This window comes from Pseudomonas sp. YQ_5, from assembly GCF_043103305.1.
Classification (GTDB): Bacteria; Pseudomonadota; Gammaproteobacteria; order Pseudomonadales; family Pseudomonadaceae; genus Aquipseudomonas; species Aquipseudomonas putida_Y.
This window is the reverse complement of the sequence record NZ_JBICJS010000042.1, coordinates 198,759-224,293: the sequence shown is the minus strand read 5'-3', so window position 1 is coordinate 224,293 and position 25,535 is coordinate 198,759. Positions and strand designations below refer to the sequence as shown.

Sequence of the window (25,535 nt, the reverse complement as noted above, 5' to 3'; positions counted from 1 at the left end):
TCGCTGCGGGCTTTTTTATGCCTGTGGGTTTTGTGTTGCCTGTTCCGGCCTCTTCGCGGGCATGCCCGCTCCCACAGGTTCACCACAAGGTCCAGGGCCTGCGCGGTCCCTGTGGGAGCGGGCGTGCCCGCGAATGGGCCGCAAAGCGGCCCCGTCAGCGCCAGCGCGCGAGCACGTCAGGCAGCTGCGACAGGCGCTGGATCTCGGCATCCGGCGCCTGTTCGCCAGCCCAGGCCTTGCCCTGCGGGTTGAACCACACCGCGCGCAAACCGGCGCGCTGGGCACCGGCAATGTCATCGCCAGGGTGATCGCCGATGTGCACCGCCGCACCCGCGTCCACCTCACCACGGCGTAGCGCTTCGAGGAACGGCGCCGGGTCTGGCTTGCCAATGCCCAGGTCCTCGGCGCACAGGGCAAAGCGGAAGTAATCGGCCAGCCCCAGCCGGCTGACGTCGGCATTGCCGTTGGTGACCACGCCCAGGATGTATTGATGGCGCAAGATCTCGAGCACCGGTTGCACCTCTGGGAAGATCTCCACCTGGTGGCGGGCATGCAGGAACACTTCGAAGCCTTCGTTGGCCAGCGCCTGTGCGTGCTGCTCGCTGTAGCCGACCTCTTCCAGGGCATGGAACAGCACGCGCCTGCGCAGGGCGCTGATGCGGTGCTTGAGGCCGGGCTCTGCTTGCACCAGGCGCTCGCGGATGGCGAACAGGTGTTCCACCGGCACGCTGCCGAGGGTTGGTGCGTTGGCCTCGAGCCAGTCGCGCAGCACGACTTCCGCGGTGGCAATCACCGGCGCGGTGTCCCACAGGGTGTCGTCGAGGTCGAAGGTGATCAGCTTGATGCTCATGAGTCTGTGCCTTTGCTGCGTTTGGCCCGAGGGTGGGCGCTGTCGTACACCGCGGCCAGGTGCTGGAAGTCCAGGTGGGTGTAGATTTGCGTCGTGCTGATGTCGGCATGGCCGAGCATCTCTTGCACCGCGCGCAGGTCCTGGGACGATTCCAGCACATGGCTGGCGAAAGAATGGCGAAGCATGTGCGGGTGCAGGTGTTGGCCCAGCTCACGCTCACCGGCGGCCTTTACCCGCAGCCGAACGGCCCGGGGGCTGATGCGATTGCCCTGGCGGGTAATGAACACTGCACGGTCGCGCGGGTTGCCGATGCCGCGCAAACGGTACCAGGCCTGCAACGCCTCGCGAGCCTTGCGACCCACCGGCAGCACGCGGGCCTTTCCACCCTTGCCCAGTACCTGCACCAGGCCGGCGGCGAGGTCGAGGTGATCAAGATCGAGGTTGGTCAGCTCGGACAGGCGCAGGCCCGAGGAGTAGAACAGTTCGAGGATCGCCTGGTCGCGCCGAGCGATGAAGTCGTCGTCCACACCCCCATCGAGCAACTGCAGTGCGCGGTCGGTATCCAGTACTTTGGGCAGCCGACGCTCACCTTTGGGTGCGCTCAGGCCGGTGGCCGGGTCGTGCTGGCAAAGGCCTTCGCGGTTGAGGTAGCGGTACAGGCCGCGCACAGCCGACAGCAGGCGTGCCAGGCTGCGCGGGGACTGGCCATGGTGGTGCAGGCGAGCGACCAGCTGGCGCAGCTGCTGGATTTGCAGCGCCTGCCAGTCGGCAATGCCGTGCTCTTCGCAGTAGGCGATGACTTTTTCCAGGTCGCAACGGTAGCCCTGCGAGGTGTGCTCCGACACCTGGCGCTCGTTGCGCAGGTGTGCGCAATAAGCCTCCAGCTGGCGTTTCATCAGCGTACCGGGCGCAGGGTCTGGGTAACGCGTGGCACAACGCGGCCGAGCACCTCGGCGATATAGCCGAGGAAAAGGGTGCCGACGCTGCTCTTGTAGTGTTGCGGGTCGCGGCTGCCGATGGCCAGCACCCCGTGCAGCCCTTGGTACTCAAGAGCTGCCACGGCGCTGGAGCCCACTTCCTGGCGCTGCTCTTCACCGAACAGGAAAGCCAGCTCGTGCTCGCGCAGGTTGCCACTGACGGTCTTGCCACCGCCCAGCAGGGCACCGATGGCTTGCTGCGCCTCGGCATTGCTGACCCAGCGCCCGACCGGCGCGACGTTGTCGCCGAACAGGATCAGGCTGACGAAGGGCACCTGGAATTCCTGGCGCAGGCTGTCTTCGACCGCCATTACCACTTCTTCCAGGCTGGCGGCATCGAGCAGGTCAAGGATCAGCCGGCGGGTCTTGTCGAACAGCCGGTCGTTGTCGCGGGCCACGTCCATCAGTTGCGACAGGCGATGGCGCATTTCGATGTTGCGGTCACGCAGCAGCTTGAGCTGGCGCTCCACCAGCGACACGCTGTCACCTCGCTGGTGCGGGATGTGCTGTTCGATCAGCAGCTCGTCGTGCTCGGCGAAGAAGGTAGGGTGGGCGCGCAGGTAGGCGACCACCGCTTCGGCATCGAGCTCGGCGGACTGCTTGGGTACAACCTTGGGCTGATCGGTCATGGCGGTTACTCGTTTAGAGACGAACCTGTCCTTCGTAGACGCGTACGGCCGGGCCGGTCATCATCACGGGCTTGCCGGGGCCGGCCCATTCGATGTGCAGGCGGCCACCGGGCAGGTCGAGGGACACCGGGGAGTCCATCCAGCCCTGGCTGATCGCCGCCACGGCCGCGGCGCAGGCGCCGGTGCCGCAAGCCTGGGTTTCGCCGGCGCCGCGTTCCCACACGCGCAGGTTGGCGCGGTGGCGGTCGATGACTTGAATGAAGCCGGCATTCACCCGCTGTGGGAAGCGTGGGTGGTTTTCGATCTTCGGGCCCAGCTCGTGCACGGGTGCAGTATGCACGTCGTCGACACGCAGCACGGCGTGCGGGTTACCCATGGACACGGCGGCTATCGAGTACAACTGGCCGTCAACTTCCAGGGGGTAGCTTGGCGCTTGTGCGTCGGCGACAAAGGGAATTTCGGCAGGGATGAAGCGCGGCGGGCCCATGTCGACACTCACCTGGCCGTCGTTCTGCACGTCCAGCACGATGATGCCGCTCTTGGTTTCCACGCGGATGCGCTTTTTCGCGGTCAGGCGCTTGTCCAGCACGAAGCGGGCAAAGCAGCGAGCACCGTTGCCGCATTGCTCGACCTCGGAGCCGTCGGCGTTGAAGATGCGGTAGCGGAAGTCCACTTCCGGGTTGTTCGGCGCCTCGACGATCAGCAACTGGTCGAAGCCGACACCGGTATGGCGGTCACCCCATTGCTTGGCGTGCTTGGGCTGGATGTGCGCGTGCTGGCTGACCAGGTCCAGGACCATGAAGTCGTTGCCCAGCCCATGCATCTTGGTAAAACGCAGCAGCATGGGCTTACTCCGGTAGCAGGCTTTCGCCAGCATACAGTTCGGCGACGGTCTCGCGGCGGCGTACTTCGAACGCCTGGTCGCCGTCGACCAGGATTTCAGCGCAACGGCCGCGGGTGTTGTAGTTGGAACTCATGACAAAACCATAGGCGCCCGCGGACTCTACGGCCAGCAGGTCACCTTCGGCCAGGTTGAGGACGCGGTCCTTGCCGAGGAAGTCGCCAGTCTCGCAGATAGGGCCGACCAGGTCGTAGGCGCGGCCTTCGCCTGCACGTGGCTTGACCGCACTGACACCCATCCAGGCCTGGTACAGGGCCGGGCGGATCAGGTCGTTCATCGCTGCATCGATGATGGCGAAGTCCTTGTGTTCGGTGTGCTTGAGGTATTCCACGCGGGTCAGCAGCACGCCAGCGTTGGCGACGATGTAGCGGCCTGGCTCGAACACCAGGGCCAGGTCGCGTTCACCCACACGCTCGCGGATGGCCTTGATGTAGTCGGCCACCCGTGGCGGCTGTTCGTCACGGTAGCGCACGCCGACACCGCCACCCAGGTCCAGGTGGCGCAGGTGTATGCCGCACTCGGCCAGGCGGTCGACCAGCACCAGCAGGCGGTCGAGGGCGTCGAGGAATGGCTCGACGGTGGTCAGCTGCGAGCCGATGTGGCAGTCGACACCGACCACTTCCAGGTTCGGTAGCTGAGCGGCGCGCACGTAGATGGCCTCGGCATCGGCAATGGCGATGCCGAACTTGTTTTCTTTAAGGCCGGTGGAGATGTACGGGTGAGTACCGGCATCGACGTCCGGGTTGACCCGCAGCGACACCGGGGCAACCTTGCCCATTTCGGCGGCGACTACTTGCAGGCGCTCCAGCTCGTCAGTGGATTCGACGTTGAAGCAGTGCACGCCAACTTCCAGGGCGCGGCGCATGTCTTCGCGGGTTTTGCCAACGCCGGAGAACACCACGCGGTCGGCACGCCCGCCAGCGGCCAGCACACGCTCCAGTTCACCACCGGAGACGATGTCGAAGCCTGCGCCCAGGCGCGCCAGCACGTTCAGCACGCCAAGGTTGGAGTTGGCCTTGACCGCGAAGCACACCAGATGCTCGGTGCCTTGCAGGGCGTCTGCGTAGCTACGGTACTGAGCCTCGATGTGGGCGCGCGAGTACACATAGGTAGGGGTGCCGTAACGTTCAGCAATGGCCGACAGGGCCACGCCTTCCGCGAACAGCTCGCCGTCGCGGTAATTGAAAGCGTTCATCTGGTTTCCTTACTGCGCTGGCGACTGCTCGGGCTCGGACTGCAGCTCGGGCTGCTGTTCTTGTTCCGGGGCCGGCTTGGCTTTTGGCTGGTGCTGGTGCGACTTGTGCGCTTTGCCGTTATCGCCATCTTCAGGCAGATACAGCGGGCCTTTCTGGCCACAGGCCGAAACGAGGCAGGCAACAGCGACCAGCGCCGCGAAGGAGGAAATCAGGCGCTTCATGGGTGAAATCCTTAGAAAAATGCAGTATTGCGCCCGAGTATACCGAGCGACCGGCGGCTTGCCTATGCAAGGACCGGTCCGCCGGGCGGGCTATGCTTAGCCTCTGCGCAGCCCCCTGTAGGAGCGGGCTTGCCCGCGAAGAGGCCGGTGAAGGCAACGGCTAAACCTTTGCATTCGGCGGCGAGCGCCCGTATCTTGCCCGGCTTGCCTGTAACGCAGCCAATTTCGAGGTTCCTGCAATGAGTTTGAGTGAAGCGCGTTTCCATGACCTGGTCGACGCGACCCAACAGGCCCTGGAAGATCTGTTCGACGAGAGCGGTCTGGACCTGGACATGGAGAACTCCGCTGGTGTCCTGACCGTCAAGTTCGAGGGCGGCGCCCAGCTGATCTTCAGCCGTCAGGAGCCACTGCGCCAGTTGTGGCTTGCCGACCGCTCCGGTGGTTTCCACTTCGATTACGACGAAGACAGCGGCAAGTGGGTGTGCGAAAAGAGCGAAGAGTTACTGGGTGAAATGCTTGAGCGTATCGTCTGGGAGCGGGCCGGCGAGAAGCTGGACTTCGACGAAATCTGACATGAGTAACGCCCAGGTCCGGCCGCCCAAGCCGCTTTACAGCAACGTCAGCCCGGCAGTGCCGTCACCGTGCATCAGCGTATGCCGGCTGGACGAACAGCGGGTGTGCACTGGTTGCCATCGGCATGTCGAGCACATTCGCGAATGGCGCTCGGCCGATGACGAACGACGCCGGCAGATCTGCCGCGAGGCCCAGGTCTTGCGCGAGCAGGCTAAGGCACACTGAACGCAGGGGCTTGAGTATTTGCCCGGCTGTGGTAGTGTCGGGTTCTGCGTCGGTGACGCCAAAGCCTTCTCAAACCCCGCCCTTGGGCGGGGTTTTGCTTTATTTGCGCATTGAAAACTGCCTGTTCAAAGGAGTCTGACTGGATCATGAGCACCAAGCCTTCCCTAATCCTCACCCGATTGGACGTACAACGTCTGGAGCGTCTGATCGACAGCCTCGACGAGAGTACGCCGGGTGTGCTCGCCCTGCAGGACGAGCTGGACCGCGCCGAGCAGGTGGTTGGTCACGAGGAAGTGCCGGCGGGCGTGGTGACCATGAACTCGCGGGTGCACTGCCGTGAGGAAGCCAGCGGCAAGGACTACCACCTGACACTGGTGTATCCCAAGGATGCCGGGCCGGAAGGCAAGGTCTCGATCCTGGCGCCGATTGGCTGCGCCTTGCTGGGGCTGTCGGTAGGCGAACAGATCGACTGGCCGGCACCGGGGGGCAAGACCCTCAAGCTGAAGTTGCTGGAAGTGGAGTACCAGCCGGAAGCGGCGGGTGATTTCGACCTGTAAGGGCCAGAGGGCCGCTTCGCGGCCCATTTGCGGCATAGGGCTAGCCGCCTTGTGCTGCGAATTCACACGCCCTGCGCCAAAACCTGCTGCAGCCCCTCATTCAAAGCCTGCTCCAGTACCCGCTTGTAGCTCAGGTATACCTGCGTTGCCCCCAGCCGGTCATCCAGCAGCTCGGACAAATCCAGGTCGGTGATATAGCACCGGTACTGCTCTGCGCCGCGCCGCTGCCCGATGATCTGTCGGGCCACTACCGCATACAGCTGCTCACCATGTTCCAGCTCGGAAAACTCCTGCTGGTCGCAGTACAGCGTCACATGCGCCACGCCCGCTACACCCGCCTGGATAATCGCCTGTACCTCATAGTAAGGCTGGTCGCTGCCCTCGGCCGGGGCCAGGCGCGGCTCGATGTTGCGTGCCTTGCCTGGGCCGGTGGGCAACAGCTGCGCGTAGTGGATATCCAGCGAGGCGGGTCGCAGGCTATCGAGGGGCAGGCGGGCATCGCGGCGCATCACCACCGAGCGCAGAAAACGTTGCAGTGGCAACAGCAGATGCGCTTCGTCATGCAGCGGCAGGCGTTGTTGCCACAATGCGTTGTATTCATCCAGCACATACACGTCGGCCCAGCCGGCCTGCAGGCGGTAGAACACCTGAATGCAGGCTGGCCGGCCTTGCTCCAGCACCAGGCGCAGGTCGTGGTCCTGCAGCGCATTGGCATCCAGGTACAGCGGGCTGTAGGTGCGGCGCTCTTCGCCCAGGTAGGCCAGTAGCGCCTCATGCTCGGCCAGGGTCGTCAGGCTGACATGCTCGGGCAACAGCTCCAGCACATGGGTGTGGTGGGCCACTTGCAGCAGGTAGCGGTGGTGTAGCCCTTGATCCCGCAGCAGCTGCGCAGTGTCGAAAATTTCTTCTACGCGTTGGCCGATAGGCTGGGCGCGGCTTTGGCAGAAGCAGCGTACTCGCACCCGTGGCCGGTGGCCGCGCTGCGCCGGGCTGTTGAGGAAGTCGCGCAGGCAGCGCACCAGCGCGTGTTCGCCGTCATAGCGCTGGACCAGCACCTCGTTCCAGCTGTTGACGGTGACCTGGTCCAGGGTCAGCACCAGGTTTTCGCGCACGCCAGCGTAGCTCAACGCGTCGGTGCGCTCTGTGGTCATCAAAACGTTCAGGTCGCGGTGGTGACGCAGCGGGTCGACGCCGACGTTGACCAGCAACAACACCTCATCGGCAACGCTGGGCTGCAACAGGCGCACTTCGCTGACGGTCGGCAAGGGCAGGGGAATACTTTGCCGCAGACAGCCCAGCAGGTTGAACAGCTCGAATTCCCCGAGGTCGCTGGCCCCTGGATGCAGCGCCATGCGGGTGCTGCTGTCGATCACGCCGTTGCGATGGGCCCAGGACAGTAGTTCGAGTAGCTCGCGGCAGCGTTTGATCGGGCTGAAGTGCTGCACCTCATGGGTGCTCAGATTGCCGCTGTACAGCTCCCAGTGGTAGCTGCCCGGCTCCTTGCGGTTGGGGGCCTGAACCAGCGTAAGGGTGCCTTCGGCGAGGTCGGGGGCGATGCCGGGGTTGATCACTTCGACCTTGCCGGCGCGGCGCTCGAAGGCGGCGTACAGGCGCCGGCCCAGCACATTGAGGTCGCGCTGGTCGGCGCGGCTGCTGGCGTTCTGGGTGCGAGCGAACTGGCTGAGGAAGCGATAACTGAGGTTAAGCTCGGCAACCAGCTCACGCCGCTCGACGGCAACCTGCTGCACTTTCCATTGGCTGCGGCTGTCCAGCAGGGCCAACTGGCGCTGGTCCCAGCCCCACTCGTCGGCCAGGCGCTGCAGCAGCCGGCGTTGCCAGCCATGGCTGCGGCCCTGATCGCTGAGCTTCTTGTTCACCTTCAGGTACAGGCTGCGCCTTACCAGCTCCAGGCGCGCGGGTTCGCCGCGTTGCAGCAGGTAACGTTCGATGCGCCGGTAGATCATCACGTAGGGGTCCAGCTCGTCGAGGTCGAGCTGGTTGGCAAACACTGCCTGCTTGTAGTCCAGGCTCAGGCAGCGCACCGCAGGGTGTTCGTCGGCGTAGGCTTCGGTCAACAGCAGTTTGAGCAGCGATTTGTAGGGCGAGTCGATGCCTTTGAACAATTGCCACAGGCCAGCGCCGACGAACTCACCGGGCGGAATGTGCGCCAGGTTGCCGAGATCAAGGGCGTCCTGGCTGCGGATGAAGCGCTTGGACAGCAAAGTCTGGGTGTAGCTGTAATAGTTGTGCTCCTCGTACACCGGTACCAGCCACCACAGCGGCGTGCGTCCGGCCAGCCACAGGGTGGTGCGGTAGAACTCATCCAGCAGCAGGTAGTGCTGGGTGGTGCCACAATCGTCGGAGCCGAGCTGGCCATCGCGCTGACCCTGGGCGAAGCCCTGTGTATCGATCAGGAAAAAGTGTGCTTCGGCCCCCAGGCTTGCCGCCCAGACCTCCAGCAGCTGGCACTTGCGGCGCAGCTCACCCAGCAGCTGTTCGGGCAAGCCGGGTGCATGGCACACCCACAGGTCCATGTCGCTGTGCTCAGCCTGCGCCAGCGAGCCCAGGCTGCCCATCAGGAACAGGCCGTGGATCGGGCGTGGCGGGTTGCCATGCTGGGCCTTGTAGGTGAACGAGCGGGCCAGGCGTTGGGCATCTGCCACCAGCTCGGCGCTTGGCTCGTAAGCCGATACGCCCGCGGGTGTGCTGCCGGAGACGTAACCCGGCAATAGCGGGTGGTTCACGTGAAACAGCAGCGGCAGCAGCGACAGTACCTGTTGCTGGCGCGTTGACAGGCCCTCCTTTGCCCGCTGCAGTCGGCCCTGGTTGAGATGCAGGAAGCGCGCACGCAATGTCGCCAGGACCTTGCGGTCGATGCCTTCGTCCAGGTCAGGGCGTATTTCGTGAGGGTGGTTCATTGCGCGCTCGGGCAGGCCATTGAAACTGTGGCGAGTTTAGCCTGAGTGGCGGGGTCGGATAAGCGGCAATTGAAATTCTGGCGCCATTTTTCCAGCGCTTGCCTGCTCCAGCTTTCGCTGCGCTTCAGGCATGATGGGCGCATTGAGTTCATGTAGAGAGTGTCCAATGCGTGTATGGATCGATGCCGACGCCTGCCCCAAGGCGGCCAAGGATCTGATCGTCAAGTTCGCCCTCAAGCGCAAGTTCGAGGTGGTGATGGTGGCGGGGCAGGCTGTGGCCAAGCCGGCGTTCGCGATCGTGCGTCTGATCGTGGTGCCCAGCGGCATGGATGCGGCCGACGATTACATTGTGGAGCACGCCGTGCCTGGCGAGCTGGTGATCTGCAGTGACGTGCCGCTGGCCGACCGCCTGGTGAAAAAGGGCGTGGCCGCATTGGACCCGCGTGGGCGCGAGTTCGACGAGCGCAACATGGGCGACCGCCTGGCGGCGCGCAACCTGTTCACCGAGCTGCGTGAGCAGGGCCAGGTGGGGGGCGGGCAGGCGGCCTATGGCGAACGCGAGAAACAGGCGTTTGCCAATGCACTGGACCGGATCATTGCCCGGCTCTCGAAAAGCTGAGCGCTGACACGGTTCCTGTAGGCGACAGCCCAGCCTGGCGCGGTGGATGGCACCGGCTCTGCCGGTGTTCGCGGGTAAACCCGCTCCTACAGGCGATCGCGCAGGCTTTTCATGAGTTGCCCCCACAGGTACCGAGTGATCTTGAAGCCTGCGCTGGACCTGTGGGAGCGGGCATGCCCGCGAAGAAGCGAACGCAGTCACTTACTCGTGCGTCAGCTCCAGCACTCTGTCCACCAGCTTGTAGATCCCGCCCGCCGCCTCGCTGATCGACTTGGCCTCCATGTACGCCGGGGTAGTCACGAGCTTGCGCTGGGTGTCTTCGACAATGTCGTGTACATCGCATTCTTCATGGGTGCCGCCCATCTTTTCGACAGCCGCCGCAGTGCCGGCATCGCTCCCGATGGTGCAGACCACGCCCGGCCCGTAGATCTTCGCCGCCAGCGCCGGCGAGATGCAGATCAGGCCTACGGGTTTGCAGGCGTCGGCAAAGGCTTCGGCCAAGGCCAGCACGTCTGGGTTCACGCTGCAGTTGGCGCCTTCCACGGCAAAGTTGGACAGGTTTTTCGCTGCCCCGAAACCGCCCGGCACGATCAGCGCATCGAAGTCTTCGGCCTTGGCCTCACGGATATCCTTGACCTCGCCGCGGGCGATGCGCGCCGACTCCACCAGCACATTACGCGATTCGGGCATTTCTTCGCCGGTCAGGTGGTTGATTACATGCATTTGTGCGATGTTCGGCGCGAAGCACTGCACCTGCGCACCGCGCTGGTCGAGGCGCAGCAGCGTGATCACGCTTTCGTGGATTTCGGCGCCGTCATACACGCCACAGCCGGAAAGAATCACCGCTACTTTTTTTGTCATGCTCATTACTCCAGTGTCGAGGCGCTAAATGTCCTCTAGTTTGGCAGATGTCGCCATAGGGATTCCTGCGGGTGCGGCCTAATCTTGGTGGATAACGCCTGAGGTCGCGCCCATGGACCTGATACTGCTGGCCGTACCGTTCTTTTTTGTGCTGATAGCCGTCGAGCTGGTCGCCGATCGCGTGCGTGGCCAGCGCAATTTCACCCTGGCCGACTCGATCAACAGCCTGAGTACCGGCGCACTGTCGACCAGTACCGGGCTGCTGACCAAAGGCGTAGGGCTGGTCACCTATGCCCTGGCCTTCGAGCACCTGGCGCTGCTGCGATTGCCGGCAGAGGCAGGGTGGGTCTGGTTGCTGGCCTTTGTCCTGTACGACTTCTGTTACTACTGGCTGCACCGCCTGGGGCATGAGCGCAACGTGCTGTGGGCTGCGCACTCGGTGCATCACCAGAGCGAGGAGTACAACCTCACCACGGCGCTGCGCCAGACCAGTAGCGGGTTCATTTTCTCGTGGCTGTTCTATCTGCCGCTGGCGCTGCTGGGCGTGCCGCCACTGGTATTCATCACCGTGGCCTCGCTCAACCTGCTGTATCAGTTCTGGGTGCATACCCGGCATATCCCCAAACTTGGCTGGCTGGAGTGGGTGTTGATCACGCCATCCAATCATCGCGTCCACCATGCGCAAAACCCTGCTTACTTGGATCGCAATTACGGCGGTGTGTTCATTCTCTGGGACCGTCTGTTCGGCACTTTCAAGGAGGAGGACCCGGCCGAGCCGGTGGTGTTCGGGGTGACCACGCCGCTGGCCAGCTGGAACCCGCTATGGGCAAACCTGCAGTTCTATGCCCAGCTCTGGCACGACGCCCGGCGCACCACCAGCCTGTGGGACAAGCTGCGCATCTGGTTCATGCCTACCGGCTGGCGTCCGGCCGATGTGGCCGCACGCTACCCACAGGCCAAGCAGGACCTGGCGCTGTTTCGCAAGTTCGAGATTGCCCTGGGGCGCGCGCAGCAAGCCTACGTGGGCGCGCAGTTCGTGGTCTACGTGGCCTTGGGCAGCTACTTGATGGCCGTGGCCGAGCACGTGCCGGTCGCCGCGCTGGTGCTCGGTTGGTCACTGATGGCGTTTGGTTTGTTCGTGCTGGGCGCGTTGCTGGAGAACCGGCCCTGGTCTGCACGCCTGGAGGTGGTGCGGCTGTTTCTGAATGCGCCGGCATTGTACCTGGCCGGCGCCTTGGGCTTAGCGGTGGTCGTGCCGCTGGCCTGGCTTCTGCTCGTGGTTTACAGCCTGCTCAGCCTCTGGGGGTTGGGGCTGGCTCGCCGCCCTGCGCTCCGCGCGCAACGCGCGGAAGCGCCGGCGCAGCCAAAGCAGGCCGCCCAGCGCCACCAAACCGCCAAGCACCCATAGCTCGTAACGCTTGACGTTGCCCAGCAAGCCTTCGAGGATGGCGCCGAAGTGGTAGGCAGCGGCGCCCAGGGCCACTGCCCAGATGCCCGCGCCAATCCCGTTCAGCAGCAGGTAGCGGCGTGGCGGGTAACCCGACAGGCCTATGGCCACCGGCATGACCGTGCGCAAACCATAGACAAAGCGGAAGCTCAGCACCCATATATCAGGATGGCGGCGGATGTGGTCCAGCGCGCGGTCACCCATTGCCTGCCAGCGCGGCTTGCGCGCCAGGATCCTGCGCCCGTGGCGTCGGCCCATGAAGTACCACAACTGGTCGCCCGCGTAGCTGCCGAAGAAGGCCACCAGGCACACCAGATTGATATCCATGTAACCGCGGAACGCAAGGAAACCCGCAAGCACCAGAATGGTCTCGCCTTCAAAGAAGGTGCCTAGAAAAAGGGCGAAGTAGCCGAAATCCTGCAGGAATTGTTGAAGCATTTTCTGAGGTGCTGGCGAAATGAACGCGCAGCCTACCCCTTCGCGCGCGTTCGTGAAAGTGTCCAAATGTGTCTCGACGTGAACAATTTCAGCGCAGACAATGCCAGAGGCCACTTGCCACGGCTTGCCCATGTGTGTAACACGGGCGTCATAATGGGCGCTTATCTTGCCGCTCAATAGATGATAGGGCGTTAACGTCCTCAGGAACGCCAGATGAATAATGAAGTGCTAAGCCCTGTCGCGATCAAGGATGCTCAGGAGCTCCCAGAAGAGATGGTGCAAACCCCGCCAGACCTGCCTCCGGCGGCCGAGCCTGAAGCGGAACAGGTGGCCGAGCCTGTGGCTCCGGTGCCTGCGCCGGCCCCGGCAATCGCCGTCCCTGGCCTGGACGACAGCAGCCTGTACATTCATCGCGAACTCTCGCAACTGCAGTTCAATATCCGGGTGCTGGAGCAGGCACTGGACGAGAGCTACCCGCTGCTGGAACGCCTCAAGTTCCTGTTGATCTTCTCCAGTAACCTCGACGAGTTCTTCGAGATTCGCGTCGCCGGTCTGAAGAAACAGATCAACTTCGCCCGTGAACAGGCCGGAGCCGATGGCCTGCAGCCCCACCAGGCGCTGGCGCGCATCAGCGAACTGGTGCACATCGAGGTAGAGCGTCAGTACGCGATCCTCAACGACGTGCTGCTGCCTGAGCTGGAAAAGCATCAGATTCGCTTTATCCGCCGCCGTTACTGGACACCCAAGCTCAAAACCTGGGTGCGCCGGTACTTCCGCGACGAAATTGCCCCGATCATTACCCCGATTGGCCTCGACCCGACTCACCCGTTCCCGCTGCTGGTGAACAAGAGCCTCAACTTCATAGTCGAGCTCGAGGGGGTGGACGCCTTTGGTCGCGACTCGGGTCTGGCGATCATTCCGGCACCACGCCTGCTGCCGCGGGTTATTCGCGTGCCGGAAGAGGTGGGCGGCCCGGGCGCAAACTACGTGTTCCTGTCGTCGATGATCCACGCGCACGCCGACGATCTGTTCCAGGGCATGAAGGTGAAGGGCTGCTACCAGTTCCGTCTGACGCGTAACGCCGACCTGGCGCTGGACTCTGAAGAGGTCGACGACCTGGCTCGCGCGCTGCGCGGTGAGCTGTTCTCGCGCCGCTATGGTGACGCCGTGCGCCTGGAAGTGGCCGATACCTGCCCGAAACACCTGTCGGACTACCTGTTGAAGCAGTTCAGCCTCAGCGAAAGCGAGCTGTACCAGGTCAATGGCCCGGTCAACCTCACCCGCCTGTTCAGCATCACCGGCCTGGACAGCCATCCGGAGCTGCAATACACACCGTTCACCCCGGCGATCCCCAAGCTGCTGGCGAACGCCGACAACATATTCAGTGTGATCAGCAAGCAGGACATCCTGCTGATGCACCCGTTCGAGTCCTTCACGCCAGTGGTCGACCTGCTGCGCCAGGCCGCCAAGGACCCGCACGTGCTCGCCGTGCGCCAGACCCTGTACCGCTCGGGGGCTAACTCGGAAATCGTCGACGCCCTGGTGGACGCAGCGCGTAACGGCAAGGAGGTCACTGCGGTGATCGAGTTGCGTGCCCGCTTTGACGAAGAGTCCAACCTGCAGATGGCCAGCCGCCTGCAAGCGGCCGGTGCGGTAGTGATCTACGGTGTGGTCGGGTTCAAGACTCACGCCAAGATGATGCTGATTCTGCGCCGCGAGCAGGGCGAGATCGTGCGTTATGCGCATCTGGGTACCGGTAACTACCACGCCGGCAACGCCCGTCTTTACACCGACTACAGCCTGCTGACCTCTGACGACGCACTCACCGAGGACGTCGGCAAGTTGTTCAGCCAGCTGATCGGCATGGGCAAGACCTTGCGTATGAAGAAGCTGCTGCATGCGCCGTTCACCCTGAAAAAGGGCATGCTCGACATGATCGCGCGGGAAACCCAGTTTGCCCTCGAAGGCAAGCCGGCGCACATCATCGCCAAGTTCAACTCGCTGACCGACGCCAAAGTCATCAAGGCGCTGTACAAGGCCAGCCAGTCGGGCGTGAAAATCGACTTGGTGGTGCGTGGCATGTGCTGCCTGCGCCCGGGCATTCCGGGGGTTTCGCACAACATCCAGGTGCGCTCGATCATTGGCCGCTTCCTTGAGCACACGCGGGTGTTCTACTTCCTCAATGGCGGCGAAGAGCAGATCTACCTGTCCAGCGCCGACTGGATGGAGCGCAACCTCGACAAGCGTGTCGAGACCTGCTTCCCGGTGGAAGGCAAGAAACTGTTGCTGCGGGTGAAGAAGGAGCTGGAAGGCTACCTGACCGACAATACCCACGCCTGGACCTTGCAGCCAGACGGGCGCTACGTGCGCAGCACCCCGACCGGCAACCAGAACCCGCGCAGCGTTCAGGCGACCCTGCTGGAGCGCCTGAGCAACCCGGTCCTCAACGTACGCTGAGGACGAAGCCGACCCGGGCCAGCCACTCCGCCTCGTTGGCGAAGTCGGCCTGGGTCAGCTGATTCTGCTCCAGCCAACCTTCAGGGAAAGCTACATCCAGGCTGTTGTCCCCGCCGTGCAGTTCTACCTTTGGCATTTGCTGGGTGCCGCGGATGTGGTGGAACAGGATGGCAAAGCGCAGTAGCACGCACAGGCGCAGCAGCTTGACCCCTTCATCGCCCAGTTCGGCGTAACGGTCCTTGGGGATGTTGCGGCGGTGGCCGCGCACCAGCAGGGCCATCATCTGCTGATCTTCCCGGGAAAAGCCCGACAGGTCCGAGTGCTCGATCAGATAGGCACCGTGCTTGTGGTAGTGATAATGGGCGATGTCCAGCCCGATTTCGTGCACTTTCGCGGCCCAGCCCAGTAGATCCCGCCAGTTTCCTTCTTTCAGATCCCAGGCGTCGGCCACCTGGTCGAATGCGTGCAACGCCTTGCGCTCGACGCGCGCAGCCTGGCCCTGGTCCACGTGATAGCGCTCCATCAGCGAGTTCAGGGTGCGTTCGCGCACGTCTTCGTGATGGTGGCGGCCGAGCAGATCGAACAGCACGCCTTCGCGCAGGGCGCCGTCGCAGTGGTCCATGCGGTTCAGTTCAAGGGCATCGAAGATCGCTTCGAGAATTGCCAGGCCAGCCGGGAAGATGGTGCGGCGGTCTGGCTTGACGCCGTCGAAGTCGATCTTGTCGACCTCGCCCAGCTTGAACAGCTTGCGTTTGACCCAGGCCAGGCCTTCGGCGTTGACCTCGCCATTGCCCAGGCCGCCGGCCTTGATGGCGGCGCCGATGGCGCGAATGGTGCCGGATGAGCCGATCGCCTCATCCCAGGTCAGGCGGTGCAGGGCATTTTCGATGCTCATCAGTTCCAGGCGCGCGGCGGTGTAGGCCTGGGCATAGCGGGCCGGGGTGATCTTGCCGTCGCGGAAGTAGCGCTGGGTAAAGCTGACGCAACCCATCTGCAGGCTTTCGCGCAGCAGCGGCTCGAAGCGCTGGCCAATGATGAACTCGGTGCTGCCGCCGCCGATGTCGGCGACCAGGCGCTTGCCGGGGGTGTCGGCCAGGGTGTGCGACACGCCCAGGTAGATCAGGCGCGCCTCTTCACGGCCGGAGATGACCTCCACCGGGTGGCCGAGGATGGCTTCGGCGCGCTGGATGAATTCGTTACGGTTGCGCGCTTCGCGCAAGGCGTTGGTACCGACGATACGCACGGAGCCTGCCGGCATGCCGTTGATCAGCTGGGAAAAGCGCTTGAGGCAATCCAGGCCTCTTTCCATTGCCTCTTCACTGAGCATGCGTTCTTCGTTGATGCCGGCGGCCAGCTGAACCTTCTCGCCGAGCCGCTCAAGGATGCGGATTTCGGTATGGTGGGCCTTGGCCACGACCATGTGAAAACTGTTGGAGCCAAGGTCGATGGCGGCGATCAGGGACAGGTTCTTCGCGATGGTATGCGGCATGATCTGGTTGTTCTCGGTCGTTAACCTGGCAATCGTGCCACGATAGCAGGCTATCGCCAACGCGTGGCACTCCGCCGTTGTGCTGGCCTTGATGCAAGGCAATGTGCCATTCGATTCTATGACGGTCATATGACAGTTTCGATTCGCGGCTTCTTGCGCAACTATAGTTACACTCAATCGTCCGTGGCTTCCTGTCCGGCGTGGGTGCGGCTATCATGGGCCACGTTTTTTGCTTACGACCCTGGAGATATCCATGAGCAGCGATCTGATCAAACATGTCACCGACGCCTCCTTCGAAGCCGATGTCCTGAAGGCCGAAGGCGCGGTACTGGTCGACTACTGGGCTGAATGGTGCGGTCCATGCAAGATGATCGCTCCGGTTCTGGACGACATCGCTTCCACCTACGCGGGCAAACTGACCGTCGCCAAGCTGAACATCGACGAGAACCAGGAAACCCCGGCCAAGCACGGTGTGCGTGGTATCCCGACGCTGATGCTGTTCAAGAACGGCAACGTCGAAGCTACCAAGGTTGGTGCGCTGTCCAAATCGCAGCTGGCCGCATTCCTCGACGCCCACCTGTGATGTGAGAAGGCCCCGCAAATGCGGGGCTTTTCTTTTTCAGAGCACTAGACGCAGAAAAAAGCAAGTGTTACATTCGGCCTCGCACTGCTTTTCCAGTGCCCTCTACATGCCGTCGCCGAAGCATCCCTAATTCGAATCAGTACGCGATCCTGTCGCCATCCAGCGGCGCGGCCTCATTAAGCCAGAAGCTTAATTCTCCCTTCTTACATGATTACGTCATTCCCCTTATGAACCTGACTGAACTCAAGCAAAAGCCGATTACCGATCTTTTGGAAATGGCCGAACAGATGGGCATCGAAAACATGGCCCGTTCGCGCAAACAGGACGTGATTTTCGCCCTGCTGAAGAAGCATGCGAAAAGCGGCGAAGAGATCTCGGGTGACGGCGTGCTGGAGATTCTCCAGGATGGTTTCGGTTTCCTGCGTTCGGCTGATGCGTCCTACCTGGCCGGCCCAGACGATATCTATGTATCGCCCAGCCAGATCCGCCGTTTCAACCTGCGTACCGGCGACACCATCGTCGGCAAGATCCGCCCACCGAAGGAAGGGGAGCGTTACTTCGCCCTGCTGAAGGTCGATACCATCAACTTCGACCGCCCGGAAAACGCGAAGAACAAGATCCTGTTCGAAAACCTGACGCCGCTGTTCCCGAACAAGCGCCTGAAGATGGAAGCCGGTAACGGCTCCACCGAGGACTTGACCGGTCGCGTCATCGACCTGTGCGCCCCGATCGGCAAAGGCCAGCGCGGCCTGATCGTTGCCCCGCCGAAAGCCGGTAAGACGATCATGCTGCAGAACATTGCGGCCAACATCACCCGCAACAACCCCGAGTGCCACCTGATCGTCCTGCTGATCGACGAGCGCCCGGAAGAAGTGACCGAAATGCAGCGCACCGTGCGTGGCGAAGTGGTCGCTTCCACCTTCGACGAGCCACCAACCCGCCACGTGCAGGTTGCCGAAATGGTGATCGAGAAGGCCAAGCGCCTGGTCGAGCACAAGAAAGACGTGGTTATCTTGCTGGACTCGATCACTCGACTGGCACGTGCCTACAACACCGTGATCCCGAGCTCCGGCAAGGTGCTGACCGGTGGTGTCGACGCTCACGCCCTCGAGAAGCCCAAGCGCTTCTTCGGTGCTGCGCGTAACATCGAGGAGGGCGGCTCGCTGACCATTATCGCCACTGCGCTGGTTGAAACCGGCTCGAAGATGGACGAAGTGATCTACGAAGAGTTCAAGGGCACCGGCAACATGGAGCTGCCGCTGGACCGCCGCATCGCCGAGAAGCGCGTGTTCCCGGCCATCAACATCAACCGTTCCGGCACCCGCCGCGAAGAGTTGCTGACCGCTGACGACGAACTGCAGCGTATGTGGATTCTGCGCAAGCTGCTGCACCCGATGGACGAAATCGCCGCCATCGAGTTCCTGGTCGACAAGCTCAAGCAGACCAAGACCAACGATGAGTTCTTCCTGTCGATGAAGCGCAAGTAAGCTTCCCGATCAGGCAGTAATTGGGGCCGCCTCGCGGCCCTTCGCGGGCACGCCCGCTCCCACAGGTTAAATACAATCCTTGTGGGGGCGGGCGTGCCCGCGAAGGGGCGCAAGGCGGCCCCAGTGCATTTTTGCCCCCAAACAGGCCTCGAACGGCGCTACACTCTGCACCCCGACCGATACGGCCAACACGAGGCTCCTGCATGCAGTATCGCGACTTGCGCGACTTCATCCGTGGCCTGGAACAGCGCGGCGAACTCAAGCGCATCCAGGTACCGATCTCCCCCGTCCTGGAAATGACCGAGGTCTGCGACCGCACCCTGCGCGCCAAGGGCCCGGCATTGCTGTTCGAAAAGCCCACCGGCTTCGACATTCCCGTGCTGGGCAACCTGTTCGGTACCCCGGAGCGGGTGGCCATGGGCATGGGCGCCGAGTCGGTCAGCGAATTGCGGGAAATCGGCAAGCTGCTGGCCTTCCTCAAAGAGCCCGAGCCGCCCAAGGGCCTGAAGGACGCCTGGTCGAAGCTGCCGATCTTCAAGAAGGTCGTGTCGATGGCGCCAAAAGTGGTCAAGGACGCGGTGTGCCAGGAAGTGGTGGTCGAGGGGGATGATGTCGACCTCGGCGCCCTGCCGATTCAGCACTGCTGGCCTGGCGACGTGGCGCCGCTGATTACCTGGGGCCTCACCGTTACCCGTGGCCCGAACAAGGACCGCCAGAACCTGGGCATCTACCGCCAGCAGGTGATCGGCCGCAACAAGGTGATCATGCGCTGGCTCAGCCACCGTGGCGGCGCCCTCGACTACCGAGAGTGGTGCGAGAAGAACCCCGGCCAGCCGTTTCCGGTCGCCGTGGCGCTGGGCGCTGACCCTGCGACCATTCTCGGCGCCGTGACCCCGGTACCGGACACCCTCTCCGAGTACGCCTTCGCCGGCCTGCTACGAGGCAATCGCACCGAGCTGGTCAAGTGCCGCGGCAGCAACCTGCAGGTACCGGCAACCGCCGAGATCATTCTGGAAGGGGTGATCCACCCGGGCGAAATGGCCCCGGAAGGCCCGTACGGCGATCACACGGGCTACTACAACGAAGTGGACAGTTTCCCGGTGTTCACCGTCGAGCGCATCACCCACCGGCAAAAACCGATCTACCACAGCACCTACACCGGCAGGCCGCCAGATGAGCCGGCCATTCTCGGCGTGGCGCTGAACGAAGTGTTCGTGCCGATCCTGCAGAAGCAGTTCCCGGAAATCACCGACTTCTACCTGCCGCCGGAAGGCTGCTCGTACCGCATGGCGGTGGTGACCATGAAGAAGCAGTACCCAGGCCACGCCAAGCGCGTAATGCTGGGTGTGTGGTCGTTCCTGCGACAGTTCATGTACACCAAGTTCGTTATTGTCACCGATGACGATATCAACGCTCGTGACTGGAACGATGTGATCTGGGCCATTACCACGCGTATGGACCCCAAGCGTGATACGGTAATGATTGACAACACCCCGATCGACTACCTGGACTTTGCGTCTCCGGTGTCGGGGCTGGGTTCGAAGATGGGCCTGGACGCTACTCACAAGTGGCCGGGCGAGACTACACGCGAATGGGGCCGGGTCATCGTCAAGGATGAGGCCGTCACCCGCCGTATCGATGAGCTGTGGGATCAGTTGGGAATAGATTGATGCAGGTAACGTTGCAGCCGTCCGGGGCGGTGCTGGCGCTTGAACCCGGGGAACGGATCCTGGATGGAGCACGGCGGCTGGGCTATGACTGCCCAAACAGCTGCCGCAATGGCAATTGCCATGTTTGCGCCGCGTTGTTGGTTGAAGGACGGGTTCGCCAGGATGGCGAAGTCCGCGACCATGGCGAGTTGTTCACCTGCATTGCCGAACCGCTGGAGGACTGCGTGTTGCTCTGGGACGGTGTGCTTGCCTTGGGCGAGCTGCCAGTGCGCAAGCTGGCGTGCAGCGTCAGTGAGTGCGTCGACGTCGGTGGCGACGTCTGGCGGGTGCGCCTGCGTGCGCCTGCCGGCAAGCCACTGCGCTACCATGCAGGGCAATACCTGATGATCGAACGTGAGGGCGGCAAGCAGGTGGCCTTCTCGCTGGCGTCCGCGCCACATGCCGGGCGCGAGCTGGAGCTGCATGTGCTGGCGCGTGAACCCAGTGCGGTGCAACTGATCGACCAGCTCAGGCGAGATGGCCTGGCGCGCATCGAACTGCCGTTTGGCGACACCCACCTGGCCGAGCTGCCAGACGGGCCGCTGGTGCTGATCGCCGCCGGCACCGGAATGGGCCAGATGCACAGCCTGGTCGAGCACTGCCGGGCCCAGGGCTTCAAGCACCCGGTGCACCTGTACTGGGGAGTGCGCCGGCCTGAGGACTTCTACCAGATCGAGCACTGGGACGAATGGCTGCGCCTGCCCAACCTGTTCCTGCATCAAGTGGTCAGCGACCTGTGCGGCTGGGAAGGCCGCTGCGGCATGCTGCATGAAGCGGTATGCGAAGACATTGCCGACCTCAATAGCGTGCACGTGTATGCCAGTGGCTCACCGAACATGATCTACGCCACACTCGACGCCCTGGTCGAAGCCGGTATGGATGCGCACCGCATGCGTGCCGATGTGTTCGCCTACGCGCCGCGCGGTTAATAACCGAAGTTTGAAAGTATGGGTATAAGGCGGTAATTATTACCGCCTTGGCCAATAACTTTCACCGTTGCTGAAGCAGTACTTTCCAGTCGTCGGAGCCGTGCATGAAACGCGTGCTCAAGGGCTTGAGTATTCCTGTAATTCTGGCCTATGGTTACTGCAAGCGCCCTTGGTAAAGCGGCCTCGGGCCGCAGCGTAATCGAATCTCGCTACCTCCGTAGTTCACAGGAATAATGGCGGCAGCTTATGTCGGCTCTTGAAAGTATGTCTTGGGAAGTTTCATACCCTCCAGCACTCGATTTCGGTCAGCAACATACTCGCGAACAGTTGTTCAGCTCCATGAAGACAACCATGTCCAGGCATCAGGGTGGGCCGGTGTGGCTGTTTGCCTATGGCTCGTTGATCTGGCGCCCGGAATGCAATTCGGTGGAGCGTCAGCGCGCGCGGGTACATGGTTATCACCGTGGCTTGTACCTGTGGTCGCATGAACATCGCGGCACCCCGGAAACCCCCGGCCTGGTGTTTGGCCTGGACCGAGGTGGTTCCTGCAGCGGTTTTGCCTACCGGCTGGATGAGCGCAACCTGGACGACTCACTGATGGCCCTGTGGCAGCGCGAGATGCCGTATCCGGCCTACCGGCCACACTGGCTCCACTGTCGCCTGGGCGATGGTAGCAAGGTGCAGGCCTTGGGCTTTGTGCTGGAGCGGCATTTGCCGTGCTATGCCGGCAACTTGCCGGATACTTTGCTCAGCCAGATCCTGGCCAGTGCCAAGGGGCGTTATGGCACCACGCGCGACTATGTCGAGCAGACCTTGAATGCACTGCGCAGTCACCAGATGCCCGATCGCAATCTGGAAGCGCGATTCAGGCGTTGCCATAATCTGCGCGAAGTGTGAACAACCAGCTCCGGCCTCTTCGCGGGTAAACCCTGCGCGGTCGCCTGTAGGAGCGGGTTTACCCGCGAAGGGGCCGGGCCTGCCGGCCAATTCCACCCGCCGTTAACCGTTGCCGTCACCACCGTATTCGCGGTACTGCCTTACCTGGCCAGCACCACCAACTTACCCACAGCCTGCCGTTGCCCCAGCTTCTCGATAGCAGCCCCGGCTTGTTCCAGTGGATAAGTCTGCGACACCAGCGGCTTCAACTTGCCCTCGGCATGCCAGGCAAACAGCTGGCGGAAGTTGGCGGCATTGTCCTTCGGCTGGCGCTGGGCAAATGCCCCCCAGAACACGCCCAGTACCGCCGCGCCCTTGAGCAGCACCAGGTTGGCCGCCAGCTGTGGAATGCTGCCGCTGGCAAAACCCACCACCAGCAGCCTGCCATTCCATGCCAACCCGCGCATCGCTTGTTCGAACAGCTCGCCTCCGACCGGGTCGTAGATCACGTCCACGCCTTGGCCGCCGGTCAGACGTTTGATTTCTTCGCGCAGGTTGGCCTGGCTGTAATCGATCAGTTCATCCGCCCCGGCAGCCTTGGCCACGGCCAGTTTCTCGGCGCTGCTGGCCGCCGCGATCACCCGCGCGCCCATGGCCTTGCCGATCTCCACCGCCGCCAGGCCGACTCCACCGGAAGCGCCCAGTACCAGCAGCGTCTCGCCTGCCTGCAACTGGCCACGCTGGCGCAGGGCGTGCATCGAGGTGCCGTAGGTCATGCCGAAGGCCGCAGCGGTGGTGAAGTCCATGCTCGCCGGGATCGGCAGAACGTTATAGAACGGCACCGCCACTTGCTCGGCGAACGCACCCCAGCCGGTGAGCGCCATGACCCGGTCGCCTACCTTGAACGCACCGGCCTTTTCACCGATGGCGGCCACCACGCCCGCTGCCTCTCCACCGGGAGAGAACGGCAGCGGTGGCTGGAACTGGTACTTGCCTTCGATGATCAGGGTGTCGGGGAAGTTGACCCCGGCAGCGTGCACGTCCAACAGGATCTCGTTTTTCTTCGGCAGTGGGCTGGCCACCTCTTCCAGCACCAGGTTGCGCGCTGGACCCAGGGTTTTGCACAACACAGCTTTCATCGGGGCTATTCCTTTGCGGGTAGTGGCCGATAAGTGTAGGAGGGCCGCTTGGTAGGTCAACGAGCATGGCCCGCCCTGATGGGGCGGCATAAGCCCGGGCTTGGGTTTGAGCGGTGTGCTGGGTAAGCTGGCGCCAATTGTATTGAGGAGCGAATTCGTGAAAGCGTGGATCTTGATGGTGCTGGCGCTGCTGCTGCCGGCTGCGGCCATGGCCGAAGAAGCCAAGGAAGGGGCGCCCAAGGTCGCCTACATCAGTCTGAGCCCGCCCTTTGTTGGCAACTATGCGCTCGACGGCAGCCCGCGGCTGCGCGTGTACAAGGCTGACGTGGCCCTGCGCGTGACGGGTGACGAAGCGGCCAAGACGGTGAAACACCACGAACCGCTGATCCGTAACCAGCTGGTGGCATTGTTCACCCAGCAGACGGTGGACAGCATGAGCAACGTCGAGGCCAAGGAGCATCTTCGCCAAGAGGCGCTGAAACAGGTGCAGCAGGTGCTGGAGGCGGAAGAGGGCAAGCCGATCGTTGAGGACCTGCTGTTCAACAACCTGATTGTGCAGTGACCTGAAACAGTGTGAGGTCCATCACTGATAAGTCGGATTGAATTCAGGCTTACCCCGTGTGTAGGACCCTTCTGTCTTTCCTGTAAGCCCGCCAGTTTTCAGTTTTTGGGGCCATGGCCAAGCTAGATTGTGCCCTGTCTTCAGTTGCTCGAGAGTGTTGGCAATGGCTTTGAAGTACCAGCCGAAAGAGGCGACTGTACTGATGTGCGACTTTTCAGGCTTTCAAGTGCCTGAAATGATCAAGGTGCGTCCCGTGGTCGTTCTTCGCAAGCACAGTCAAAATCGCCAGTTAGTGACGATAGTCCCTTTGAGTACCACTGCACCGGATCACATGGCAGGGCATCACGTTGTGCTGCCGAGTTATCTGCCTGGTTCGGCCCTGACATGCTGGGCCAAGTGCGACATGATCTACACGGTGGCTACCTCCAGATTGGACAGATGTCGGGTCAAATCGCGGCAAGGAAGTGGTCGGGAATACATGACCTTTACAATGCGGCCAGAGCATTTCGCCGCCGTGAGGGCTGCAGTTGGCTTTACGCTGGGTTTCACACATCCAGCAACAGAGCGGTCTGTTGTCAATGTTACGCTCGATGCGTGATAATCAGCCTGTTCCCGCAAGGGGCTTGTAAGACTCTGAGGATCCTGGTTCAACCAGCAATTACAGAGCCGGGCAGGTATATGGCGATGACAAGTCGACCTGTCTGTGAGTAGGGCGCCGAAAGGCGCCCTTTGTCTTTGTGCCAGTTTTCCAACTTTCGGCGGACGCTCGCGCATGCCTTCAAGACGCCAGGGTACGGCGGAACCGCGCGAGGGCCACGCTGAAGAACACCAGGCCGATCAGCGTCAGCGCCAGGATATCCGGCCATACCACCGCCCACCCGGCATCCCGGAACAGGATTGCGGCACTCAGGCTGACAAAGTGCGTTGAGGGTGACCCCTGCATCACCCACTGCAGCCACTGCGGCATGCTGTCCAGTGGTGTGCTGCCACCGGACAGCAACAGCATCGGGATGATCACCGGGATCGCCAGCAAGCCGAACTGCGGCGTCGAGCGCGCCAGGGTGGCGAGGAAAATACCCAGCGCAGTGCTGGCGAACAGGTACAGCGCGGTCACGGCCAGGAACAGCCCCATCGAGCCAGAAAGCGGCACGCCCAGTGCACCTTTGACGACTACCACCAACGAAATCCAGGTGCAGATCACCACCACCAGCGCGTTGCTGCCGATCTTGGCCAGCATGATCTCCAGCGCGGTCAGCGGCAGCACCAGCAGGTGGTCGAGGGTGCCGTGCTCACGCTCGCGCAGCAGCGCGGTGCCGGTGAGGATGATCGCCAGGATGGTGATGTTGTTGACGATCTGGATCACTGCCAGAAACCAGCCCCCCTCCAGGTTGGGGTTGAACAGCGCCTTGGGGTTGATTAGCACCGGGCTTTGCACGTTGCCACGCTGGCTGTAGTCGAGCAGCTCGCGCTCGAAGATGCGGCCGATGTAGCCGGCGCCCATGAATGCTTGGCTCATGGCCGTGGCGTCGACGTTGATCTGCAGCTCCGGCGAGCGCCCGGCCAGCAGGTCGCTCTGGAAGTTCACCGGTACGTTGATGACGAAGGTGTACTGGCCGCTGTCCATGGCCTGGTCCAGGCGCTGCGGGGGCAGCGGCACGGCTGGCTGGAACTCGGGGGGTTGCAGGGCTTCGCTGAGCTTGCGCGAGAGCAGGCTATGGTCTTCATCCACCACCGCCACGCTGGCGTTGTGTACGCCGATCACCGAGCCGGCCGCCGGCATGTAGATCGCCACGCTGAAGGCATATAGCAGGAACAGCAGCAGTACGCTGTCATGGCGCAGGCTGGTCAGTTCTTTCAGGCCCAGGCGCAGGGTGTGGTTCAGGCGCGACATG

24 protein-coding genes and 1 pseudogene are annotated in these 25,535 nt (G+C 62.7%); 13 read left to right on the top strand and 12 right to left on the bottom strand.

The features are described from left to right. Positions 1 to 154 precede the first annotated feature (154 nt). Genes ACF8EA_RS07940 through ACF8EA_RS07915 form a run of 6 tightly spaced genes read right to left on the bottom strand, consistent with a single transcriptional unit; the run spans position 155 to position 4,774 of the window. Complete coding sequence (locus ACF8EA_RS07940; RefSeq protein WP_021783510.1) at positions 155 to 850, bottom strand: HAD family hydrolase; 696 nt, start codon at positions 848 to 850, stop codon at positions 155 to 157. Continuing rightward, the gene (gene xerC, locus ACF8EA_RS07935; protein ID WP_392521456.1) at positions 847 to 1,746 is read right to left on the bottom strand and encodes a tyrosine recombinase XerC; all 900 of its coding nucleotides are present in this window, start codon (positions 1,744 to 1,746) and stop codon (positions 847 to 849) included. The genes ACF8EA_RS07940 and xerC overlap by 4 nt, the downstream gene beginning before the upstream one ends. After that, complete coding sequence (locus tag ACF8EA_RS07930) at positions 1,746 to 2,456, bottom strand: DUF484 family protein (protein WP_392521454.1); 711 nt, start codon at positions 2,454 to 2,456, stop codon at positions 1,746 to 1,748. Before ACF8EA_RS07930 ends, xerC begins: the two co-directional genes overlap by 1 nt. Positions 2,457 to 2,469: 13 nt before the next feature. Beyond that, positions 2,470 to 3,300: a diaminopimelate epimerase gene (gene dapF, locus ACF8EA_RS07925; protein ID WP_392521452.1), complete on the bottom strand. Its 831-nt coding sequence runs from the start codon at positions 3,298 to 3,300 to the stop codon at positions 2,470 to 2,472. Between the two features lie 4 nt (positions 3,301 to 3,304). Next, entirely contained in the window at positions 3,305 to 4,552 is a 1,248-nt protein-coding gene (gene lysA / locus ACF8EA_RS07920) for a diaminopimelate decarboxylase (protein ID WP_010955746.1), read from the bottom strand. A gap of 9 nt (positions 4,553 to 4,561) precedes the next feature. Continuing rightward, complete coding sequence (locus ACF8EA_RS07915) at positions 4,562 to 4,774, bottom strand: lipoprotein (protein WP_021783515.1); 213 nt, start codon at positions 4,772 to 4,774, stop codon at positions 4,562 to 4,564. Positions 4,775 to 5,013: 239 nt separating this feature from the next. Here ACF8EA_RS07915 and cyaY point away from each other — a divergent pair, with 239 nt between their 5' ends. The 3 genes from cyaY (at position 5,014) to rnk (ending at position 6,129) form a co-directional block, all read left to right on the top strand. Then, positions 5,014 to 5,346, top strand: coding sequence for an iron donor protein CyaY (gene cyaY, locus ACF8EA_RS07910; protein WP_004575827.1), 333 nt, complete (start codon positions 5,014 to 5,016; stop codon positions 5,344 to 5,346). 1 nt (position 5,347) lies between these two features. Beyond that, the gene (locus ACF8EA_RS07905) at positions 5,348 to 5,572 is read left to right on the top strand and encodes a DUF1289 domain-containing protein (RefSeq protein WP_021783516.1); all 225 of its coding nucleotides are present in this window, start codon (positions 5,348 to 5,350) and stop codon (positions 5,570 to 5,572) included. Positions 5,573 to 5,718: 146 nt separating this feature from the next. Beyond that, the gene (rnk, locus tag ACF8EA_RS07900; protein ID WP_016712630.1) at positions 5,719 to 6,129 is read left to right on the top strand and encodes a nucleoside diphosphate kinase regulator; all 411 of its coding nucleotides are present in this window, start codon (positions 5,719 to 5,721) and stop codon (positions 6,127 to 6,129) included. 62 nt (positions 6,130 to 6,191) lie between these two features. Here the strand turns inward: rnk and ACF8EA_RS07895 are convergent, their stop codons facing one another. Beyond that, positions 6,192 to 9,047, bottom strand: coding sequence for a class I adenylate cyclase (locus ACF8EA_RS07895; RefSeq protein ID WP_392521450.1), 2,856 nt, complete (start codon positions 9,045 to 9,047; stop codon positions 6,192 to 6,194). 166 nt (positions 9,048 to 9,213) lie between these two features. Here ACF8EA_RS07895 and ACF8EA_RS07890 point away from each other — a divergent pair, with 166 nt between their 5' ends. Next, positions 9,214 to 9,666 carry a YaiI/YqxD family protein gene (locus tag ACF8EA_RS07890; protein ID WP_003253654.1) on the top strand — a complete coding sequence of 151 codons (453 nt, stop codon included), beginning with the start codon at positions 9,214 to 9,216 and terminating at the stop codon, positions 9,664 to 9,666. A 201-nt stretch (positions 9,667 to 9,867) separates the two neighbouring features. On the opposite strand, the gene elbB is transcribed toward ACF8EA_RS07890, so the two are convergent. Further along, positions 9,868 to 10,527: an isoprenoid biosynthesis glyoxalase ElbB gene (gene elbB / locus ACF8EA_RS07885; protein WP_017148021.1), complete on the bottom strand. Its 660-nt coding sequence runs from the start codon at positions 10,525 to 10,527 to the stop codon at positions 9,868 to 9,870. 112 nt (positions 10,528 to 10,639) lie between these two features. Between elbB and ACF8EA_RS07880 the strand changes: the two are divergent. Then, positions 10,640 to 11,266 (top strand): annotated as a pseudogene (locus ACF8EA_RS07880) (sterol desaturase family protein); the annotation flags it as partial. A 501-nt stretch (positions 11,267 to 11,767) separates the two neighbouring features. On the opposite strand, the gene ACF8EA_RS07875 reads toward ACF8EA_RS07880, so the two are convergent. Continuing rightward, positions 11,768 to 12,412, bottom strand: a complete 645-nt coding sequence (locus ACF8EA_RS07875) for a DedA family protein (protein WP_162149597.1) — start codon at positions 12,410 to 12,412, stop codon at positions 11,768 to 11,770. 213 nt (positions 12,413 to 12,625) lie between these two features. On the opposite strand from ACF8EA_RS07875, the gene ppk1 reads away from it, so the two are divergent. After that, positions 12,626 to 14,869 (top strand): polyphosphate kinase 1, encoded by a 2,244-nt coding sequence (gene ppk1, locus ACF8EA_RS07870; RefSeq protein WP_274118877.1) that lies wholly within the window; start codon positions 12,626 to 12,628, stop codon positions 14,867 to 14,869. Here the strand turns inward: ppk1 and ppx are convergent. Next, positions 14,856 to 16,358 (bottom strand): exopolyphosphatase, encoded by a 1,503-nt coding sequence (ppx, locus tag ACF8EA_RS07865; protein ID WP_021783522.1) that lies wholly within the window; start codon positions 16,356 to 16,358, stop codon positions 14,856 to 14,858. The two genes, ppk1 and ppx, sit on opposite strands and share 14 nt — an antisense overlap. 253 nt (positions 16,359 to 16,611) lie before the next feature. Here ppx and trxA point away from each other — a divergent pair, with 253 nt between their 5' ends. The 5 genes from trxA (at position 16,612) to ACF8EA_RS07840 (ending at position 21,963) form a co-directional block, all read left to right on the top strand. Then, positions 16,612 to 16,941 (top strand): thioredoxin TrxA, encoded by a 330-nt coding sequence (gene trxA / locus ACF8EA_RS07860; RefSeq protein ID WP_021783523.1) that lies wholly within the window; start codon positions 16,612 to 16,614, stop codon positions 16,939 to 16,941. A 227-nt stretch (positions 16,942 to 17,168) separates the two neighbouring features. Further along, a complete protein-coding gene (gene rho, locus ACF8EA_RS07855; protein ID WP_003253661.1) occupies positions 17,169 to 18,428 on the top strand; it encodes a transcription termination factor Rho in 1,260 nt (419 codons plus the stop codon). A gap of 203 nt (positions 18,429 to 18,631) precedes the next feature. Continuing rightward, entirely contained in the window at positions 18,632 to 20,098 is a 1,467-nt protein-coding gene (ubiD, locus tag ACF8EA_RS07850) for a 4-hydroxy-3-polyprenylbenzoate decarboxylase (protein WP_020192776.1), read from the top strand. Beyond that, positions 20,098 to 21,066, top strand: a complete 969-nt coding sequence (locus tag ACF8EA_RS07845) for a CDP-6-deoxy-delta-3,4-glucoseen reductase (RefSeq protein ID WP_392521448.1) — start codon at positions 20,098 to 20,100, stop codon at positions 21,064 to 21,066. The genes ubiD and ACF8EA_RS07845 overlap by 1 nt, the downstream gene beginning before the upstream one ends. A 246-nt stretch (positions 21,067 to 21,312) precedes the next feature. After that, on the top strand, positions 21,313 to 21,963 hold the full coding sequence (locus ACF8EA_RS07840) for a gamma-glutamylcyclotransferase (protein WP_021783525.1): 651 nt from the start codon (positions 21,313 to 21,315) through the stop codon (positions 21,961 to 21,963). A 140-nt stretch (positions 21,964 to 22,103) separates the two neighbouring features. Here ACF8EA_RS07840 and ACF8EA_RS07835 read toward each other — a convergent pair whose 3' ends face one another. Further along, positions 22,104 to 23,081 carry an NADPH:quinone oxidoreductase family protein gene (locus ACF8EA_RS07835; RefSeq protein WP_392521447.1) on the bottom strand — a complete coding sequence of 326 codons (978 nt, stop codon included), beginning with the start codon at positions 23,079 to 23,081 and terminating at the stop codon, positions 22,104 to 22,106. A gap of 157 nt (positions 23,082 to 23,238) precedes the next feature. On the opposite strand from ACF8EA_RS07835, the gene ACF8EA_RS07830 reads away from it, so the two are divergent. Beyond that, positions 23,239 to 23,643 (top strand): flagellar basal body-associated protein FliL, encoded by a 405-nt coding sequence (locus ACF8EA_RS07830; RefSeq protein ID WP_021783527.1) that lies wholly within the window; start codon positions 23,239 to 23,241, stop codon positions 23,641 to 23,643. Positions 23,644 to 23,806: 163 nt separating this feature from the next. Continuing rightward, entirely contained in the window at positions 23,807 to 24,241 is a 435-nt protein-coding gene (locus ACF8EA_RS07825; RefSeq protein ID WP_060489058.1) for a type II toxin-antitoxin system PemK/MazF family toxin, read from the top strand. A gap of 180 nt (positions 24,242 to 24,421) precedes the next feature. On the opposite strand, the gene ACF8EA_RS07820 is transcribed toward ACF8EA_RS07825, so the two are convergent. Then, positions 24,422 to 25,534 (bottom strand): ABC transporter permease, encoded by a 1,113-nt coding sequence (locus ACF8EA_RS07820; RefSeq protein WP_101196396.1) that lies wholly within the window; start codon positions 25,532 to 25,534, stop codon positions 24,422 to 24,424. Position 25,535: the final 1 nt, after the last annotated feature.